The sequence below is a fragment of the Achromobacter xylosoxidans genome (assembly GCF_002192695.1).
GTDB lineage: Bacteria > Pseudomonadota > Gammaproteobacteria > Burkholderiales > Burkholderiaceae_B > Achromobacter > Achromobacter xylosoxidans_C.
The window spans coordinates 210,415-230,597 of sequence record NZ_MTLG01000112.1; the positions used below are offsets into that span (position 1 = coordinate 210,415).

A 20,183-nucleotide genomic window follows, 5' to 3' on the forward strand; every position below is an offset into this window, starting at 1 on the left:
AGATTGAACGAATGACGGAGAAGACCATGGAAAAACTCACGGCAGCCAGCCCCGAAGCCCAGTCCGCCGACCTGGTGGCGGGCAATATCGAACAGCTCAAGGCGCTGTTCCCGGAATTGATCACTGAGGGCGCGAACGGCGTGGCGGTGAACGTGGACGTGCTCAAGGCGCTGGTGGGTGATGCCAGCGTCACCGATGCCGATGAGAAGTACGGTCTCAACTGGCACGGCAAGCGTCGCGCGCGACAACTGGCGCTCACGCCCAGCACTGGCACCTTGCGCCCCTGCCCGGAGGACAGCGTGGACTGGAATACCACCCAGAACCTGATGATCGAGGGCGACAACCTCGAAGTGCTCAAGCTGCTGCAAAAAAGCTATGCCGGCAAGGTCAAGATGATCTATATCGACCCACCGTACAACACTGGCAAGGATTTTGTGTACCCGGATAATTTTCAGGACAACATCAAAAACTATCTGGAACTGACCGGGCAAATCGAAGGCGGACAGAAGATCAGCAGCAATACCGAGGCCAGCGGGCGGTTTCATACCGACTGGCTGAATATGATGTATCCGAGACTGAAGCTCGCCAGAGACCTCTTGCGTGATGATGGAGTTATCTTTGTGAGCCTCGACGATAATGAGGCGAGCAATTTGAAGGCGATCGGTAGTGAAGTATTCGGTGAAGATAACTTTATTGCGACGATATGTCATAAAGCCCGCGCATCGGTGTCCAATGACAAGATCATTTCATCAAATCACAATCTGATCGCGCTTTTCGCCAAAAATAGGGAAGAAGTGTTTGCCAAGCGGGATCGTTTTGGCTTGGAGCCAAATCTCGATGGCTTCGACTTAAAGGATGATCGCGGAAACTACAAGTTGGTTCCTGTGGATGGCCCGGGTGGCGCGGCGAAAGGAAATCCCTTCTACACATTCGAAGGGGTCACTGGATACTTTCGCTTCTCTGAGAAAACGATGAGGGAGAAGTGGAACGAAGGGCACGTCGTTAAAGTGGGATCCAATCTTCAACAGAAGTACTATCTGAAAGACGCTATCGAGTCGAGAAAGACTGACACCACTTGGTGGGACCAAAATCTCTACACATCCACGGCAACCTCTAGGCTGTCGGAGTTAATGGGAGCTTCTGTTTTCAGCAACCCAAAGCCAGTCGAATTGATTAGGCGGATGCTTCGCCTTTGGGTGCGGGAGTCGGGCGATCTAGTGCTGGATTTTTTTGCTGGATCTGGGACTACGGCGCATGCCGTGTACGAACAGAGTGCTGAGGACCAGATTCAAAGAAAATTTGTGCTAGTCCAACTCCCAGAACCCCTTGATTCGGAGGACAAGGATCAGAAGGTGGCCGCCGAGTTCTGCGACCGGCTGGGCAAGCCGCGCACCATCGCCGAACTGACCAAGGAACGCCTGCGCCGTGCCGGCGCCAAGCTCAAGGCCGAGCATCCTGACTGGCGGGGCGACACTGGCTTTCGCGCGTTCAAGCTCGACACCTCCAATATCCGCGTCTGGAATCCCAAACCAGACGATCTGGAAGCCACACTATTCGACCATCAGGATCATCTGCTCGAAGGTCGCAGCGAGGCTGATGTGCTTTACGAACTGCTGCTCAAGTTGGGGCTGGATCTGTGTGTGCCCATCGAACAGCGCAATATCGAAGGCCTTCACGTCCATGCCATTGGCGGCGGCGTGCTGCTGGCGTGCCTGGCTGAGACCATCACCCGCGAACAGGTAGAGCCGCTCGCCCAGGGCATCATCGGCTGGCACAAGGAGTTGGCCCCTGCCGGTGACACCACCTGCGTGTTCCGCGACAGCGCCTTTGCCGATGACGTGGCCAAAACCAATCTCGCAGCCATTCTGGAGCAACACGGCATCCAGAACGTGCGCAGCTTGTAAGGGGGCTTGCCATGAAACTGCACTTCGAGCCCAACCTCGACTACCAGATGCAGGCCATCGAGGCTGTATGCGATCTTTTCCGTGGTCAGGAGGTCTGCCGCACCGAATTCACGGTGACCATGAAATTGCCCGATGACGTGCAGATGTCACTGGGCGTGGCGCAGTCCGACCTTGGCGTTGGCAACCGCTTGACGCTGCTCGATGACGAGCTGCTCAAGAATCTGGCTGACATCCAGTTGCGCGGTGGCTTGCCGCCTTCCGGCTCGCTGACTTCGGGCGACTTCACTGTGGAAATGGAGACCGGCACCGGCAAGACCTATGTGTACCTGCGCACGATCTTCGAGCTGAACAAGCGCTACGGCTTCAGCAAGTTCGTGATCGTGGTGCCGTCGGTGGCGATCAAGGAAGGCGTCTACAAGACCCTGCAAATCACCGAGGAGCACTTCAAGCGGCTCTACGCGGGCGTGCCGTTCGATTACTTCCTGTACGACTCGGGCAAGCCCGGGCCGGTGCGCAACTTCGCCACCAGCTCCAACATCCAGATCATGGTGGTGACGGTGGGCGCGATCAACAAGAAGGATGTGAACAACCTCTACAAAGAGAGCGAGAAAACCGGCGGCGAGAAACCCATCGACCTGATCAAGGCAACCCAGCCGATCATCATCGTGGATGAACCGCAAAGCGTGGACGGCGGGCTGGAAGGCCGTGGCAAGGAAGCGCTGGATGCCATGAACCCGCTCTGCACGCTGCGCTACTCCGCTACCCATGTGGACAAGCACCATATGGTGTTCCGCCTGGATGCGGTGGATGCCTATGAGCGCAAACTGGTCAAGCAGATCGAGGTGGCGTCGGCCACGGTAGAGGACGCGCACAACAAGCCTTTCGTGCGCCTGGTGAAGGTGGAAAACAAGCGCGGCCGCATCAGCGCCAAGGTCGAGCTGGATAAACAGACCGCCACTGGCGTTCAGCGGGTTGAGGTGACGGTCAGCGATGGCGACGACCTTCAGCAGAGCGCCGATGGCCGCGCGATCTACGCCGATTTTCGGGTGGGTGAGATCAATACGGCCAAGGGTGACGAGTTCATGGAACTGCGCTACCCCGGCGGCGAAGTGTTTTTGCAGCCTGGCCAGGCCCACGGAGATGTGGATGCGCTGGCCGTGCAACGCGAGATGATTCGCCGCACGATCAAGGAGCACCTGGACAAGGAGAAGCACCTGCGTCCATTGGGGATCAAGGTGTTGAGCCTGTTCTTCATCGACGCGGTGGACAAGTACCGTCAGTACGATGCCGACGGCCAGCCGGTCAAGGGCGTGTATGCGCAGATGTTCGAGGAGGAATATCGCCGTGCCGCCAAGTTGCCGGCCTACCAGAGTTTGTTTGCCGAGATCGACCTGGAGTCCGCCGCCGAGGAGGTGCACAACGGCTATTTCTCCATCGACAAGAAAGGCGGCTGGCTTGATACCGCCGAGAACAATGCGGGCAACCGGGAGAATGCCGAGCGCGCCTACAACCTGATCATGAAGGAGAAGGAGAAGCTGCTGTCCTTCGGCACGCCGCTGAAGTTCATCTTCTCCCACTCCGCGCTCAAGGAGGGCTGGGACAACCCCAACGTATTCCAGATTTGCACCTTGCGCGACATCCAGACCGAGCGCGAGCGCCGCCAGACCATTGGTCGTGGGTTGCGTCTGTGTGTCAACCAGGATGGCGAGCGGGTGCGCGGCTTCGAGGTCAACACCCTGACCGTGGTGGCCACGGAAAACTACGAGCAGTTTGCCGAAAACCTGCAGAAGGAAATCGAGAAAGACACAGGCATTCGCTTTGGCATCGTGGAGCAGCATCAATTTGCCGCCATTGCCGTGACCGACGCTGATGGGCACGCCGCACCGCTGGGCATCGAGCAATCGAAGACACTGTGGGAGCACCTGAAAGCCGCCGGCCATATTGATGCCAAAGGCAAGGTGCAGGATTCGCTGAAAACGGCGCTGAAGAACGGCACCTTGGAACTGCCAGCTGAGTTCGATGCGCAAAAGAGCCAGATTGCCGAAGTGCTGCGCAAGGTGTCGGGTCGGCTCGACATCAAGAATGCCGATGAGCGCCGGCAAGTGCCGCTGCGCAAGGGCAAGGATGGCAAGGCCGTCTATCTGAGCGACGATTTCAAGGCGCTGTGGGACCGTATCAAGCACCAAACAACGTACCGCGTGCAGTTCGATAACGCCAAGCTGGTGACGGATTGCATCGCAGCGTTGCAGAAGGCCCCGGTGATTGCCAAGGCACGGCTGCAATGGCGCAAGGCCGACATCGCTATCGGCAAGGCGGGTGTCGCCGCGACGGAAAAAGCGGGTGCGGCGACTGTGGTGCTGGACGAGGCGGATATCGAGCTGCCGGATTTGCTGACTGACCTGCAGGACCGCACCCAGCTCACCCGGCGCACCATCGTCAGCATCCTGACGGGAAGCGGCCGCCTTGACGACTTCAAACGCAATCCCCAGCAGTTCATTGAATTGGCTGCCGAGACCATCAACCGCTGCAAGCGCTTGGCCCTGGTCGATGGCATCAAGTACCAGAAGCTCGGTGACCAGCATGTCTATGCGCAGGAGCTGTTTGAGAAGGAAGAGCTCACCGGTTATCTGAAGAACATGCTGCTGGATACCCAGAAGTCGATCTACGAGCACGTGGTGTACGACTCGACCACCGAGCGGGACTTCGCCGATAGGCTGGAGAAGAATGACGCCATCAAGCTCTACGCCAAGCTGCCAGGCTGGTTCAAAGTGCCCACGCCGCTTGGCACCTACAACCCCGACTGGGCCGTGTTGGTGGAAGAAGACGGCACCCAGCACCTGTACTTTGTGGTGGAAACCAAAAGCAGCCTGTTCACCGACGACCTGCGCGACAAGGAGAGCGCCAAGATCGAATGCGGCAAGGCGCATTTCACTGCGCTGGGGGGCGGCGAGAACCCAGCCCGGTATGTGGTTGCGCGCTCGGTTGGTGATCTTTTGACCGAGACGGCAAAGGGGTAGGTTCTGCCGTCGCGACGGCACGATAAGTTTTCGTCATGCCTACGTGCAAACACCGTAGCTTTGAATAAAGGAGTTTTTATATGAGCAATATCCCATTCGATCCGTCGAAATTCACGGCACCGAAAGCGAAACCTCTACCAGTCGTGCTTCTTCTCGATGTCAGCGGCAGCATGAGCGGAGAGAAAATCCGCAATGTGAATGATGCCGTTCGCGATATGTTGGATACCTTCAGCGACACCGAGAACGGTGAAACTGAAATCCATGTGGCGATCATCACTTTCGGTTCTCAGGTAGCGCTGCATCAGCCGCTTGCCAGTGCCAGCGATATTCATTGGCAGGACCTTTCAGCTGGCGGCATGACTCCGCTTGGCACGGCATTGCAAATGGCCAAAGCGATGATCGAAGACAAAGATGTCATTCCTTCGCGTGCGTATCGTCCAACGGTCGTATTGGTCTCTGATGGTGGGCCTAATGATGCGTGGGAAAAACCTCTGAACGCGTTTATTAGCGACGGACGCTCTGCAAAATGTGACCGTTTGGCAATGGCGATAGGCGCTGATGCTGACGAGGCGGTACTTGGGAAATTTATCGAAGGCACCTCGAATCGCCTCTTCTACGCAGAGAACGCCAAGCAGCTACGTGACTTCTTCAAGTTTGTCACCATGTCGGTGACCATTCGCACGAAGTCACAGACGCCAAATAATGTACCTGAAGCGAGCACCATTGACATCCAGCCGGCCACAATCGAAGCACGCCAGGATAAACAGAACTCTGTGACACAAAGTTCTTCGACAGAAGATGGAGGGTATTGGTAATGGCACAAGCAATCGGCGATCCAGAAGAACTTGAGCGCTTCGCATATTCGTTACAACAATTTATTGATTCGCTCAACGATGCTGTCGGCAATCTTAACGGTGCCTTTGCTTCACTCGGAGACACCTGGCAAGACGAAAAGCGGGCGCGATTTGAGGAGGATTACAACGCGCTCGTTCAGCAGTTGCAACACTTCAACGACAACGCGTCTGAGCAGGTTCCATATCTGGCAGCGCTCGCGGCGCGGCTGCGGGATTATTTGCAAAGCTAAGGGCAGCGAGGTCGCAATGGCACAAGTTTCAATTGGGCAAGTGGAGAATTTGGAAGACCTCGTGCGCGATCTGCAGTCAGTGCGCGAGGCGCTAGAGGCCGCATGCCGCGAACAAATTGCTGTTGCGGAGCAGAAATGCGCAGAGGCTCGTGAAGAAGCGCAGAACAGCGCAAGCATGTTGGAAAGTGCCATCCAGCAGGAGCAAGCCGCCACGCAAAATGTTGACGGCGCTGAGCAAGCGCTCGATAGCAGTCAGAGCTCGCTTTCTTCCGCCGAGTCTGCGCTATCTGCTTGCCTTTCTCAGCCGCACGATGACGATGGACGTTGCCCGGACTGCTCCGGCGAGGACTCTGCCGTCGCCGAAGCAGAAGCCGCTGTTGAGCAGGCTCAGAGCATGCTGGAGCAAGCAAGAGCAGAGCTTGATGTGGCGACAGAAGATCGCATATCCATGGAGCAGCGCGTGGATCTTGCGAAGCAGGCGCAGGCGATGGCAGAGCATACCCTGGAGCAGACCCTACAAGCATGCAATGCGCACTTGGCAACTGTCGATCAGGCGATTGAAGCTGGCACTGCACGCTTGATATCCGCGCAAGGAGCACTGGATGCTTATCTCGCGACAAACCCGTCCGCTGCGCAATTCCATGCTTGGTTGAAATGGGATCCAGCCAAAGATGGCCGTCCCGTGACGCCAGATATATTGCGAGACCGCATGAACCTATCGTCAGAGCAGAGACGATTGCTTCAGGAATATCTTTACGACCGTGATCCAGCGTATCGCAAGCAGGTCGATAAATTTCGGAACCAATGGGTAGTCGCCAAGGGTGATGCAGAGCGAAACATCGTCGCACGTAAGGCACGGATACACCTGAGTGGTGAATTCGGGGAACAGATAGTTCGGCACGCACTTGCGCCACTTGGCGGCCGGATCGAGACGCAAGGGCGAACCTTTGTGGGCGACAACGGACGCTACACAAAAACAGATTTGATAGTCACCGACTTGCGGGTTCCGGTCATTCTGGGGCGTGGTGAGGGCATGGGGGCTCCGGTGGGCGGCTCGATGGCATTCGAAGTGAAATGCGGCAAGGCGGAATACCTCTATTCGCAGAAAGATCACATGATTTTTCAGGCTGAAGGGCACAAGCAAGCAGATGCGCAATGCACTCTTTGCTCGCGAGACATCCACGATTTGCCAGAAGAAAAACAGAAAGAACTGCGCGATGCCTTGCGCGAAGCTGGCTCACCAATGGTGGGAATGTTGCCAAGGAAAAATGAAATAGATCAGTCCTGTCTTGATTTCATCCGCCATAACGAGGACGAGCAACCATGAAAATACGTTTCGCAATTATTAGCCATGACCTTCTCGCACAAGTCCGGGCTGAAGTTGATGTCCTCCTGCATGCAGTAAATGTCGGAGATATGGATGGCGTGGATGCGTCCACCGCACGCCTCTTGGAGCTGACAGTTGATTGCAGATCGATTGAGTTGTCCGAGGAAGAGTGGCGCGCATTTCTAAGCGAAATCAGGGCCAAGAACCCTGAGTTCGAATCGAGCTACTTGTTGCCTGGGACTATTTGCGCGCCCCTGTTTCCAAACCTCTCGGTAGCTGACGACTATGTTCTCGAACTTCCAATCGATGGTGATATGGAAGAGGAGGAAGCTAATGTTTGATGAGGCCTTTGGAATGGCTGCGATGTGCGCTGGAAAATTTCGCGAGGGAGTGCGTGATACGTTCGGCGCGTCCATTGTTGCTGATGTACTTGATCCGATTCTCAAGGAAGTCGATTCACTCCGCATTTTCAATGCGGCTTACCAGCTGCAGTCGCTCGCCATTGATCGAACTTTGAATGACGTTCGCGAGCTCCAGTTCAAAGACAGTGGGTGGAATCAATGAGTGAAAGCGCGAAGGATTTTCAGAGCGTAATTTTCAAGCTACACAAGGCAATTGCGGACTATCAAGAAGGTTGTGCGCGCATCGACCGCGAATTCAATGCCACTAAAAAAACATTGAACGAAGACCAGGAGCGCAATCGGAGCATAAGGAAGTCGAATTGGCAGGCAGGCTTTGTCAGAGAGTGGGAAAGTAATGCAACTGCTATAGCGAACGCAAGTGCACAGCTCAGACAACATCAGCCTGCCTTCGTGGATTTTGGCGTAGACAAGCCATTGATGGCATCGGAAATTCCAGCAGGTCTTGTGCTTGGCTCGGAGCAAGTCTCTTTTGAGAAGCTCTCTTGTCAAGCCCCAAAAGTCATCTCTTTCCCCTTTTCCAGCGCTCTTGTTTTTCCGCAAGGCGATGCGGAGAAGAAAAGACTCGCGCATTGTCTCTTGTTGCGGTTGCTGTCGGCTTTGCCTGCAGGTCAAGTAGAGTTGACACTGATTGACCCCCTACAGCAGGGTCAATCGGTCGAGCCGTTCCTACCATTGCTGAAGGTTGAGCAATTGGTGCCGCAAGGTCATGTTCTTACTCGTGCGGACGAAATCGAAGCAGCGCTCGGAAAACTGACGGACGAAATTGAGGAGCTGATCCAGCTGCGGTTCAATGAGAAGGCATCCAACTGGTTGAAATACAACGCAGTTCAACCCGATGCCCCGTTGCCTTACAAGGTAGTACTGCTCTTTGATGTGCCAGAGCAGATATCGGAAAAATCTCTTTGGCTCCTTGGACGCATCTGCGAAAACGGTCCACGCTGCGGCGTGCTGCCCATCATTGCAATTGATGAGCAGCGCCTGGAAGACCGGCGATATGAAAAGCTCAACGCCACGCTGAAAAACTCAACCACGCAACTGAATGATCTCTTGCAACGCGCTGGGGCTGGTGGGCTGTCATTCACATATCAACCGGAGCAATGGCCGCGACAAGATGTGCTGGATGGCTTTATCGCAAGGCTCGCTGAAGATTGTGCTGCTAAGACGCGCTTCAAGAAAACGATGCCTGATCTCTGGACGAGCTTCGGCAAGGGAGAGACGACTCTTGGTGGCTTTGATATTCCCATCGGCTGGACGACTGCAGGCGACTTCGCGACCCTGAGACTGGGCGCGACGGACTCCGAGCATCATGTGCTGCTTGCGGGGAAGACGGGCTCGGGAAAGTCCAATCTGCTCCATGTTTTGATTCACACGCTGTGCGAGAAATATCCGAGCGAAGAGCTTGATCTTTATCTACTGGATTACAAGGAGTCGACTGAGTTCAATGTTTACGCAACTCCGCCAATCCCGCAAGCCCGTCTTGTCGCTACGGAAAGTGATCCTGAGTATGGTGTCACTGTACTACGGCATCTTGTGGGCGAACTGGAAATTCGCGCACGCATATTCAAGTCGAAAAATGTTAACGACTTCGGCGAATACCGAAAATCAACCGGAGTACGGTTACCCCGCGTTCTGTTAATCATAGACGAGTTCCAGGTTCTGTTTTCAGAAAGTCGCCAGGTAGCAGAAGCTGCTGAGCAGCTGCTCTCGAAGCTTTTGAAACAGGGACGCTCGTTTGGCATTCACATCCTCTTGGCTACTCAGACTTTGAAAGGCATCAACGCGCAGTCAATCGGGAGCATCATCACCCAGTTGGGATGCCGTATTGCACTGGCTTGTGGGCAGGAAGATTCCGCAATGATCCTCGGGGGCGGGAACTGGGCAGCTGCGGAGCTGCGCAGCCCACCTGAAGGCATTATCAACAATGCTAACGGTGCCAAATCCGGCAATGTGAAGTTCATGATTCCATTCGCCGGAGAAAGTGAGCATCGACGTGATTTGCTGACGAATTTGATAGAGCGTACATCTCCTTCTGGGGGGGCTTCCAAAACAAAGGTTTTCAGCGGAGCATTCCTTCCTGAGATGCCGTCTCCCTTTGAATATCAAACAGCTTGCGCGCATGAAGAAACTTTTCTTTTGGGCGAAAACCTCGCATTCGATTCAAAACCGTTGACCGTGCCACTTACTCGTCGATCCGCGTTCAATGTTCTATTCAGCGGCTACAACGATCAGATTCACGACGGACTCCTGTCCGCTATGCTTTTCAGTCTGGCTTTCGTCGATGGCTTTGATGAAATCGTGTATTTCAACGCGCGCGGAGTCCCCCCTGGAGGAGGATTCTCAGCCGCAGTGCAATTGCTCGGTGTACGCCTCAAGATGTTCGACGATATAGCCGAACTACCACTTCAAGCGATATCAGACGATATTGGGAATCGCCGCGTCGCGTTGATTGTCGATGGCCTGGATTCCGAGAAAGCGCTCCAGCCAGCCCCAGCGTTTAGATCGCCCAAGCCAGGCGAACCACCAACCCCGTCTGACTTGCTAAAGCGTCTCGCCGAGGACGGCCCAAGAAAGGGGACGTTTGTATTTGCCTTTGTCGACCGTTGGCAGCGCTGTGCCAGTACCTGCAAAGACCTTTTCTCATTTTTCGAATTGCGCGTGGCGTATTGCATGAACGAAGACGATGCCGGATCGCTTGTGAGTGGCGGTATTGGTAAGTTCAAAGGCATTGAAAAACCGAACAGAGCTGTATTTGTAAACAAAATGACGAATGACATCACATGGTTCCGCCCATATGTTCAGGAACGCACTCGATGAAGCGATTTCTGCTCACGTGGTATGGAATCACCGATTTTCGCGCGTCTCTTGGGTTTGAGAATACCGATGGCCCTATTGCGAGTGCCCTTGCGGGTGCGTCCTATTCTGATATCGTCATCTTGGGCTATACCCGGATGGATAATGATGCCAGCGAATTGATCGAGGTGCAGAAGGCATTCGCACTCGAATTGGCGTCAATACGAAACATGGGACAAGAGAAGGATTGGAAGGCCACTAATCATTTTGTCTCCAGGTTTGCCAATACGGCTGTCGCCCATGAACATTTTTCGACTTGGCTGGAAAAGAAGGCCGCAGCCTTGGGCTGCGACGCAAGCATCCGTTTAAAAAGCGAAAAGCTTTGCCAACTAAACGACACCGAAGGTATTTACGCAGGCGCGATGCGGGCGCTGAATGAGGTGGAACAGGAGTCAGGTGAAAAGCTTGTCACGCTTTATCTCAGCCCAGGAACTCCGGTTATGGCCTTTGTCTGGGCGCTCGCGGCGCTGAGCTATCCTGAACTCAAAAAAAGACTCATAGCGTCGTCCATCATTGGCAAAGCACCTGAAGTCATAGCGTTGCCTGCCGAGTGGCTTGAGCGACACAGCGTAAAACAGGCTGCGATTCGAGACATCTCCAACGGGTTCGATGTGACATTTCATCTTTTTGGTGAGCAACGGATGCCTGCCTTGTTAAGCATCCGGCAATTTGAGTCGGCGCATCACATCTTTGTTAACTCAAAAGACTTCCCTGCTACATGTATGCGAGCCTTTATTGGCTCCCGGGACCTACACGAACTTACCGTTGACCCTTGGGATGATCGTGCTGTTCACGAAAGAATCACCGAGCTGGCAAAGCAATTTCCAGAAAAAACACGAGTTGGAATCAATTTAACCGGCGGCACAAAATTAATGTTTGCAGGTGCACTCTCTGCTGCGCGCGAACTGGGTGCCATTCCGTTTTATTTTGATAGCAAGAATCGTTGCGTTACTTTCATTGATAGTGTTCGGCGTGAAAAAATCAGGCAGATTGATTCAATTGAAACATTCTTGCGCCTTAATAGCGACGGCTTGATGATCGCCGGCAGCTCCCTTATGAATGATATGTCGCCGAATCGCCAACTTCTAACTGAGACTCTTTGGCTATATCGTGAAAAGGTGCGTAGGTTCTATAGAGAACTGACCGATTATAACAATGGATTCAGACCATTCGAAATTTGTCGTGATGGCTTCAAATTCAAGCTGGATGACATGGAGACAGTATCCGTCCAAGGCTACGGATTGGATATGGTATTTGAGAAATGGCCTGATTTCGCTAAATACCTATCTGGCGGCTGGTTCGAGGAGTTTGTTTATTTGCAATGTAAGCCCTACGAAGACGCTGGCGTTATTCAAGACTTGCGTATCAATGTCAAGCTGAACTTGAGTTTAGAAGAGTCGAAAGGCTATTCGAGCTTCGGCGTTGAATACAGCGAGTTGGATATCACATTCACCGATGGCTATTCACTTTATATCGTGGAATGCAAGGCAGGCAATGTAACGCAAGAGCAGATTATGAAGCTGCAAAATCTTGTGCGCTTCTACGGGGGAATTGAAGGTCGCGGCATCATTGCCTGCTGTGTTCCGCCAAATACTGAGTCGGCCAAGAAAAAAATAAAGGATGCCAGGCTGACGCTTTGGAGTGGTGCATCACTTTCTGAGCAGATAAAGGCAATGATGAACAGCATCACTGAGCGGGCTGAAGCGAGTGAGGCAACGCCATGATGCTCCATTTGGTTTGCGACATCTCCGGCAGCATGAGTGAAGGAGGTAAGCCCTTCATCCTGCGAACCTTGGCCACGACCGTGGCGCAATGGGTGCGGCAGGGCTATGGACAGGCGGAAATCCACCTTTGTGCTTGGAGCAGTGAGGCACGCAACATCCCGAACTGGAGCGTCAAGGAGGATCTCCCGGTGGAAATGCTGGTTTGCCAAGGGGGTACCAATGGCGAGGCGCTGGTTCAACTGTTGGGTAGCGAGCCGGATGGAAAGGTTCTGATTCTCACGGATGGATTCTGGACAAGAGACGACGTGAAGACTCTGAGCCGCTGGCAGGAAGGCTTACCGCCGGACACACTGCGCGTCATCCAAATCGGCGCGGATGCTAACCCGCATCTGTCCAAGGGGCTCAAAGGCGCAAAGGTGTTTGTCGCAGAAGAAGTGCTCTCCGTGCTCGATAACTGGCTGCAAGCGGATGAGGAATGGGCATGACGCTTTGGAAAAGTTTTGGGGCAAGCGTTCGCGGCCCGCACCATATCGCCGAAGGTTTGCCAAATCAGGATGCGTGGGCGAAGTTCCACCATGTTTGGGGGGATGGCATCGTCGTGTCCGACGGGGTTGGCTCCAAGCCTTTCTCCAGCTTTGGCAGCGATGCCGCTTGTCTCGCTGTTGAGCTCGCGGTCCTGACTTGCTGCCCTGATGGTGAAATCGAACGCAACTCGCTGTTCAGCAGCATCCAAGCTAACTGGCTAAGGCTTGTCGCCCCGCTGGAACCTCGCGATTGTGCGGCCACCTGCCTCTTCGCGTTACGTCTGGATGGCGTGATCCACATAGGAATGCTCGGCGACGGACTTGCAGCCCTTGTCAAGTCCGATGGATCAGTCGTTTCGCTGTCGGAAAACAAGACGCAAGGCTTCTCCAATATCACCACTGCGCTTTCCGCCAATGTCTCCGCCAAAGACTGGCAATATTTGTCGCTGTCGGCGGAGCAGTGCATCGCAGTATTGCTCTGCACCGATGGCGTGGCTGACGATTTGGATAACGCTGACGGGTTTGTGAGCAGCTTCGTCGAAGCGCATCGAACCCTCGCTTCGGTAAGCGCCAACCGGCGCATCCACGAGATGCTCGAAAACTGGCCTACGCCCAAGCACAGCGACGATAAAACCCTCGCCTGCCTGTGCAGTGAGGAGGTGGCAGATGAGTGACTCCGAACTCCGGGCTCCTAAGCCACTTGTGGATGAATACGGCAATGTCCATCACATTGCCGATGAGCTTGCACGCGGTGGACAAGGCGTGGTCTATCGCACCAAGGATGCAGATTTGGCTGTCAAGCAACCGCTGGATGCATCCGGCCAGCCGGATAAAAACGCCAATCTGCGCGAGCGTTTCCAACGCATCCGCCTGCTGCCCATACCGCAACGTATCCCCGTTTCCCTGCCACTCGCCATTCTGCGTGACAAGCCGGGCTATGTGATGCGTCTGTTGAACGACATGAAGCCGTTCACCGTTTTCGAGTTGGATGGAAGAAGCAAAAAGAAGCTAGAAGATGAAAGGCAAGCCTTGCCGCAATGGCTGACGAAGATTCCTGACAAGGACCTGGCGCTTCGACTGCTGCATTACGCCAGCACGGGGTCTACACGTCGTCGTCTGCGAGCGCTGGCAAAGTGCGCCGCCATCCTCGCTCGCCTTCACAGCGCGGGACTGGTCTATGGCGACCTCTCCCCCAACAATGCGTTCCTTGGTGAAGGCGACACTCCCGATGTCTGGCTCATAGATGCCGACAACATGCGCCTGGAATTATCCAGCGGCGGCGTGTCCGTCTATACGCCTGGTTACGGTGCGCCGGAGGTGGTGCAGGGCCGCGATCAGTCCCGCCCGCGAACGGATTGTTGGGCTTTCGCGGTAATGACCTTCAAGCTGCTGGCTCTATGCCACCCTTTCATCGGCAACAAAGTGCTGCAAGCGGTGGACGAGGACGGGGGTTGGGATGCTGAGTCGCAGCTGAGCGGCGACGGTGCGCCCACCAATATGGAAGATCGGGCATACGCCGGCTATTTACCTTTCGTGGATGACGAAGATGACGACGCCAACCAAGGTGTTGGTGGCCTGCCTCGCGCGTTGGTTGCAACAGAAGGATTGCGGCGCCTATTTCAGGAAACTTTCGGTGCGGGACGGGAACTGCCGCACCGCCGACCTCCAATAGCGTTCTGGACACTGGAGCTTGCAAGGGCTGCGGATCTGTCGCTGGACTGCCCCGTATGTGGCATGAGTCATTTCGTCGATGAACACGCGCAATGCCCGTATTGCGGCGCGACGCATTCGGCCTTCATTCGCGTCAAAACGCCGCGTTGGGAAATCCTGATTCCCGGCAGCGCCACGGCGTTCCTGCTGCCGAAACGGCTGTTCTACCCGTTTTCATTCGAGCATCACGACGACACGGTATACGAAGCCGTGCTCAACTTCGCGGCAAAAACCGCAGTCCCTGTGCGAGGCACGCAGCCTTTCCCGGACAACCTCAGCTTTGAGTTCGTGGAGGGCGGCAAATGAAGTTTCAGGACATTCCCACCAACATCCTGAGTGTCCGCATCAAGCGGTCTGACAACGGCGAAGCCCTGCCAGAGCAGCCTATCTTCTCGGTGGATGCCAGACCAGCCCACGCGGATGAATTTGAAATTCGCTTGGAGAATGCGGTGGCCATCGTCCGCCCTGTCGTTGCAGCAGATATTCGTCGCCTCAACGCCGAACTGGCCAGCGGTCGTGCCCTGCTCGCCCAACTTGCAAACCCCGCCGCCGATGGCAGCGTCGAATTGCAAGTCGCTTTTTTCACTGGTGAATGCCTGGAAATGGGCGACGTCGAAATCGGCGTGGATGAATATGTGGAAAAGGGACTGAAGAAGATGGGGCATGGCTTCAAGGGCCAGAGCCCCTACGAAAAACTCGGCCAACTCTGCAGCTTTCAGCAAGGCGAAAACAATTTTTTCTTTCTGACCTCTGGCTCTGCCATTCATGGAGAGCTGGAACTAGACGGCGAGAATGCACCAAACGAAACAAGGACAGAGGCAAGCCAAAAGAATTCCTTCGGCATTACCGGCGACACTATCCGCTTCGTTGCTACTGAAAAGTCAATACCGGGCGGAAATTCCATCTTCATCGCCACCCGCCTGACCAAGCCAAAGAACGAGCCTGACCGCGCCTTACGCCTCGCCAAAGGCAGGCTGCGTTTTGTGGACTGGACACAGGCGGGACAAGTGCAAATTCTTGCCAAAGCGCAAATGACAGCACTCACTCAGGACGATGGAAGCTATCTGAAAAAGTGGGACGAGTTTGGTGAGGTTGAAGGTGAACTGCTGCTCAATCAGGCACGTGCAGTCGGCACGTTGCAGTTCACGGATATGGAGCAGAGGCGGGACGGGACTGTTACGGTTCGCATTGTCGAAGCCTCTGATTTAGCCATAACCACCTTGGCTGAAAATAAAGTACCAGAGCTCGAACTCGTAGATGAGCTGCCAGACTATTTGCTGAATGAGAACTTGAGTTTCAAAGATTTTGAAAAAGGCATAAAAAGTGCTGCGGATCTCGATAAGAAGATTGGAGAAAAATTCATACAGAGCAAAGAGTGGGTTTCTTTTGCAGTAAAAAACTTTGACAAGGAAACCCGCTCACTTGCGCTCAAAACCGAAATTCTGCCATCGGTATCCGGCACGCTCATTCTCTCACTCAAAGGTGATGTTGCCCAAATCGAGCGCCGAATGGCCGCCCGTCAAGCAATCTTGGAGGGACGTAGCGCTAACCCTCAGTTGGGTTTATTGATTGAAGAGCATGGGAAAATTGCACAAATCCGTGTGCCGCAAAATATTCCACCGCTTACAGCATTTGTTCGTAAGAAAATTTTCCGCAATGACCCAACCGTGATGCAGGAAAAAGCCGTTGAGGTCGCATTGAACACACCCGACATCGCGCTTATTCAAGGTCCGCCTGGTACTGGCAAGACAACCGTTATCGCTGCGATTTTAGAACGCCTGAACGAGATGGCAGACAAGCGCGGTGTGCGTGTCAAAGGTCAAATTCTATTGACGGGGTTTCAGCACGACGCGGTGGAGAACATGATCGAGCGGCTTTCGCTCAACAGCCTACCCGTGCCGAAATTCGGAAAACGATCTGGCGCAGCAGAAGATGATTACAGTGCTTTCGAACGCAATCTTGAAAACTGGTGCTCGAATTTAGCCGCTGATTTGCGCGACCGTAATCCGCAGCTTGCTGGGGTGGAGCAGGAAAGGGAGATAAAAAACCTATTCTTGCAATATGTCCAGGCACCGACTCGCCCATTGGCCGCCAGCCTTGTCAGGAAAATCATCGCGCTTGGCATTTCGGTGCTTGGCGAAGACGACGCGCGGCGGGCGGACAATCTGGCGAAGAACCTGATGCGTGAAGAGCGACTTAACGTCGATTCAGGCCAATGGCTTGTTGCCGTACGCCGTCTGCGTGTGCGCTTCGAAAGTTTCGCTGATGATGGTGCGGCAAGGGCGGCGGACGCTTTGGACGACCTGAGCGATGTTCTTGAAAAAAGCGAACGCAAGCTGCTAGACGAAGCCAGCCTTTGGCGCAGCGAAGATGGCACGCCGTCTTTTCTGACGGAATTGGAAGCCCTGAAAAGGAGACTTCTTGTTCGGTTGACCACCCCCCCGGTCTTTCGCGTGGAAAAACAAAACGACGAAGTGATTGGGCTGGCGGAACTTGCCATCCAGCGCATCAAGACCGTAGGGTACTCGGTTAAAGATAAAAAATCCGCTGCGCTGGTGGAGTTTTTGGCCGAACTCGAAAGTAATCCCTATGGAATGATGGATGCTGTTTCTGATTACAGCTTTGCTTTTGCTGCCACTTGCCAGCAAAGCGTAAATCGGGGGATGCAAATGCAAAAAGGCATCATCGGGCGTGATGTCAATGAGAACCTGAAAGGGATGGAGTACGAGTATGTGATCGTGGACGAGGCCGCTCGGGTATCGCCTCGTGACTTGATGGTGGCTATGGCGCAAGGCAAGCGCATTATTCTGGTGGGCGACCACCGGCAGTTGCCGCACATCATTGACGAAGAAGTAGCTCGCCAGATGGAGGAAGGCGAAACGGGTCAGGGAGAAAATGACTGGCTAAAAAAATCCATGTTCCAGTATCTGTTCAGTACCCGCCTGAAGACCCTGGAGGACGGCGACGGCATCACCCGCCGTGTCACGCTGGACAAGCAATACCGCATGCATCCGCTGCTGGGTGGCTTTATCAGCCGTAATTTCTACGAACGCTTTGATCACACGGAGAGGTTTGGCTCTGGGCGGCCAGAAAGCGATTTTGCCCACGCTCTGCCCGGCACGAACGGCAAGCCTGCCGTTTGGTTGGATGTGCCAGCACAGAGAGGAAAACATCAAAAGGACGGGACCAGTTGGACGCGCCCCGCAGAAGTCACTGTCATTGCCCGCCAGTTACAGGCATGGATGAGTTCGGATGCAGGGAAAGATCTCTCCTTCGGTGTTATTTCGTTTTATAAGGCGCAGGCCGACAGCATCAGGGAAGAACTCAAAAGGCAGCTTGGCGGGATCGTGAGCGATGACAAGCAACTGCGTGTTGGAACGGTAGACTCCTTCCAAGGCATGGAGTTCGATGTCGTCTTCCTCTCAATGGTGCGAACCTTGCCGCAAAACTGGCAGCCAAAGGATGATGACTGCGAGAAACAAGCCAGAGGGCTGTTTGGCCATCTCTGTCTTTACAACCGTCTGAATGTCGCCATGAGCCGGCAAAAGAAATTGCTGGTAGTCGTGGGTGATACTGGTGCGTTGCAAAACAAGCTCGCGGCGGACTTTGTTCCGGGGTTGGTGGATTTTCTTCACCTTTGCCAGCGTGAAGGTGTGGTGCTGCCATGCTGAGGCTCCTGGACTACGGCAAGCCCAATCCCTTCAGCGGCATCATCGGCAAGTCGCGCAATCTCGCATGGCCGGTAAACGCGTATCGCGTGACCCTGCCCAAGAGCTCCAACGATCGTGATGGCTTGAACGCATTTGAGCGTGTCATCCTGAAAATACTTGATGCTGTCGGCGCGCTGGATGCAGATGATCTGGCGGCCGAAACTTGCATTCCGCTTGATTTAATCAATGGCATTCTTCTGCGCTTGCAGGACAAGGGATTTATTGACGAATACAACGCCATCCTTATGCAGGAGCACGATGATGGATTAGGCGGCGAAGATAACGCTCCGGTCTTCGTTACCGCGCTTTTGTTCCGTGAACTTGCCACCGGTAAAATCCTACCTTTCCTGCACTGGTTGAACGACGCGAATCCATTGCAAAAAAAGGAAGGCGAGGAGAATGATTTTCGAACAATCCGTTGGGATGCTATTCACAAAGGAAACACGCCCACACAACGCGATGTTATCAACGCATTGCGGGGCATGAAGAAACGCGCGGCAGTTTTTGGCATGGAAGAAAAGATGCCTCCTGTTCAGCAAATCACGATAACTGCCGAACCAGAGCTGTATCACCTTGACTGCCCCATCGCCATTCAGAGAGTCGATAGCGAGTTCCGCGTTGCTGACCCGTTTGGTAACGGATTTTCGTTGATTCTTGAAAAAGCCTTTGAGCAGCTTCTTGAGCGAGAAGATAACCTGGCTGGATGGCTGCTCACTTGGAAAAAACTACTAAGTAGTTCTCGACCCGAGAAACCGGACATCAGACCAAAAGAGCCGTTCGAGACAGATGCCAACTGGCAACGCTACCCGAAGCTCATTGCCAGTTTAAGACCTGCAAGCAATGCAGATTTTCGAACCTTAGCCAAAATCCATGCATCCATAGAATGGGCGCTGTTCTACGCCTGTTCTGTCCGTCCATTCAAAAATGTCATCACAACACTCAGACACACCGAACAGAGCCAACATGCTGCGCTCTTGGTGAAGGCAGCGCAAACGATAGGGTTTGAACTGCCATTGCAAGGTTTCAGACCGATTCGTGAGGGCAAGCTACGGGAGTTCGAGGTCGGGGGAGCCTATCAAGAGACGGTTCTTGCCATCGCTATGCTTCAGGCGCGCGATGACGTAGGGCATCCCTTGCGGCGGCTTGTCTCCGTGCATCCAGGTTTCATAAACCGTCTTCTTGCCGTCAGCGTCAAGCGCAACGAAAAAGCACATGGCAAGGGGCGCGCGGATGCTCCACAGCAGGAACTGGCTGATGACCCGTTTATGCGCGAAACAGTCTATGCGCTTGTGCCGGACATTGTTTTTGCCGACACACCTGCTATTGCGCTAGACAAGGACGTGCAAGGTGATGCACTGCTGGATGCCCGCGCCAGCATTCAGGTGGAGTTGGGCTTCAAGTTGTTCAATCGCCTGGGCACGAACCTGCAGGACCGACTGGTTCACGCGGAGCGTTTTTTCCTGTCTTGCCATGATGGGGATGATGCTTTGGCCTATGTTCTAGACCTCTGTGCCGCCGTACAAGCCTCATTCGAGGGAGTTTTGGTAGGCAAGTTGCCGCCTGACACCAATGACGCGCAGCTCAATAGCACGGCTGAAAGCAAGGCTATTGAGGCTGGTTTCTGTGCGGTCCTGCCAGAGAGTTTGCTAACCGTCAAGACATTGGCTGTGCGCCAAACCTTGCAGGGTGGCAGTCAATCACTAGGCGCTTGCGTCATCGCGTTTCTTCTGGTGTCTGACGAGGATGTACTTACCTCAATTTATGACGTACAGCCGTCCTTTGTAGATGATATGGCCAGCCTCATTATTCGACGTGGGCACGGCAACGAGCCATTGCCCCTGCCCAAGGGCGACATCGGGCATCTTCGCAAATCAGCTCTTACAACTATCAGAACACTCATGGAATTTTGAA

At 54.2% G+C, this 20,183-nt stretch carries 14 protein-coding genes; all 14 read left to right on the top strand.

Annotation, left to right across the window (positions count from 1 at the left end; genetic code table 11):
- Positions 1-26: 26 nt before the first annotated feature.
- The 14 genes from BRO63_RS28325 (at position 27) to BRO63_RS28390 (ending at position 20,182) form a co-directional block, all read left to right on the top strand.
- On the top strand, positions 27-1,904 hold the full coding sequence (locus tag BRO63_RS28325; RefSeq protein ID WP_088142989.1) for a site-specific DNA-methyltransferase: 1,878 nt from the start codon (positions 27-29) through the stop codon (positions 1,902-1,904).
- An 11-nt stretch (positions 1,905-1,915) separates the two neighbouring features.
- Complete coding sequence (locus tag BRO63_RS28330; RefSeq protein WP_088142972.1) at positions 1,916-4,921, top strand: type III restriction-modification system endonuclease; 3,006 nt, start codon at positions 1,916-1,918, stop codon at positions 4,919-4,921.
- A gap of 80 nt (positions 4,922-5,001) precedes the next feature.
- The gene (locus BRO63_RS28335) at positions 5,002-5,736 is read left to right on the top strand and encodes a vWA domain-containing protein (RefSeq protein ID WP_012206007.1); all 735 of its coding nucleotides are present in this window, start codon (positions 5,002-5,004) and stop codon (positions 5,734-5,736) included.
- Complete coding sequence (locus BRO63_RS28340; protein WP_012206006.1) at positions 5,736-6,005, top strand: WXG100 family type VII secretion target; 270 nt, start codon at positions 5,736-5,738, stop codon at positions 6,003-6,005. Before BRO63_RS28335 ends, BRO63_RS28340 begins: the two co-directional genes overlap by 1 nt.
- Before the next feature lie 16 nt (positions 6,006-6,021).
- Positions 6,022-7,332: a hypothetical protein gene (locus BRO63_RS28345; RefSeq protein WP_033981993.1), complete on the top strand. Its 1,311-nt coding sequence runs from the start codon at positions 6,022-6,024 to the stop codon at positions 7,330-7,332.
- Positions 7,329-7,673, top strand: a complete 345-nt coding sequence (locus BRO63_RS28350) for a hypothetical protein (protein ID WP_012251128.1) — start codon at positions 7,329-7,331, stop codon at positions 7,671-7,673. The genes BRO63_RS28345 and BRO63_RS28350 overlap by 4 nt, the downstream gene beginning before the upstream one ends.
- Positions 7,666-7,896, top strand: coding sequence for a hypothetical protein (locus BRO63_RS28355; protein WP_033981991.1), 231 nt, complete (start codon positions 7,666-7,668; stop codon positions 7,894-7,896). The genes BRO63_RS28350 and BRO63_RS28355 overlap by 8 nt, the downstream gene beginning before the upstream one ends.
- Positions 7,893-10,568, top strand: a complete 2,676-nt coding sequence (locus tag BRO63_RS28360) for an FtsK/SpoIIIE domain-containing protein (RefSeq protein ID WP_033981989.1) — start codon at positions 7,893-7,895, stop codon at positions 10,566-10,568. The genes BRO63_RS28355 and BRO63_RS28360 overlap by 4 nt, the downstream gene beginning before the upstream one ends.
- Complete coding sequence (locus BRO63_RS28365) at positions 10,565-12,328, top strand: Card1-like endonuclease domain-containing protein (protein WP_218824120.1); 1,764 nt, start codon at positions 10,565-10,567, stop codon at positions 12,326-12,328. Before BRO63_RS28360 ends, BRO63_RS28365 begins: the two co-directional genes overlap by 4 nt.
- A complete protein-coding gene (locus BRO63_RS28370; protein WP_033981986.1) occupies positions 12,325-12,813 on the top strand; it encodes a hypothetical protein in 489 nt (162 codons plus the stop codon). The genes BRO63_RS28365 and BRO63_RS28370 overlap by 4 nt, the downstream gene beginning before the upstream one ends.
- A complete protein-coding gene (locus BRO63_RS28375; protein WP_033981985.1) occupies positions 12,810-13,526 on the top strand; it encodes a PP2C family serine/threonine-protein phosphatase in 717 nt (238 codons plus the stop codon). The genes BRO63_RS28370 and BRO63_RS28375 overlap by 4 nt, the downstream gene beginning before the upstream one ends.
- Complete coding sequence (locus tag BRO63_RS28380; RefSeq protein ID WP_033981983.1) at positions 13,519-14,868, top strand: protein kinase domain-containing protein; 1,350 nt, start codon at positions 13,519-13,521, stop codon at positions 14,866-14,868. The genes BRO63_RS28375 and BRO63_RS28380 overlap by 8 nt, the downstream gene beginning before the upstream one ends.
- Positions 14,865-18,233, top strand: coding sequence for a DEAD/DEAH box helicase (locus BRO63_RS28385; RefSeq protein ID WP_033981978.1), 3,369 nt, complete (start codon positions 14,865-14,867; stop codon positions 18,231-18,233). Before BRO63_RS28380 ends, BRO63_RS28385 begins: the two co-directional genes overlap by 4 nt.
- Complete coding sequence (locus BRO63_RS28390; RefSeq protein WP_033981976.1) at positions 18,227-20,182, top strand: hypothetical protein; 1,956 nt, start codon at positions 18,227-18,229, stop codon at positions 20,180-20,182. Before BRO63_RS28385 ends, BRO63_RS28390 begins: the two co-directional genes overlap by 7 nt.
- Position 20,183 lies beyond the last annotated feature (1 nt).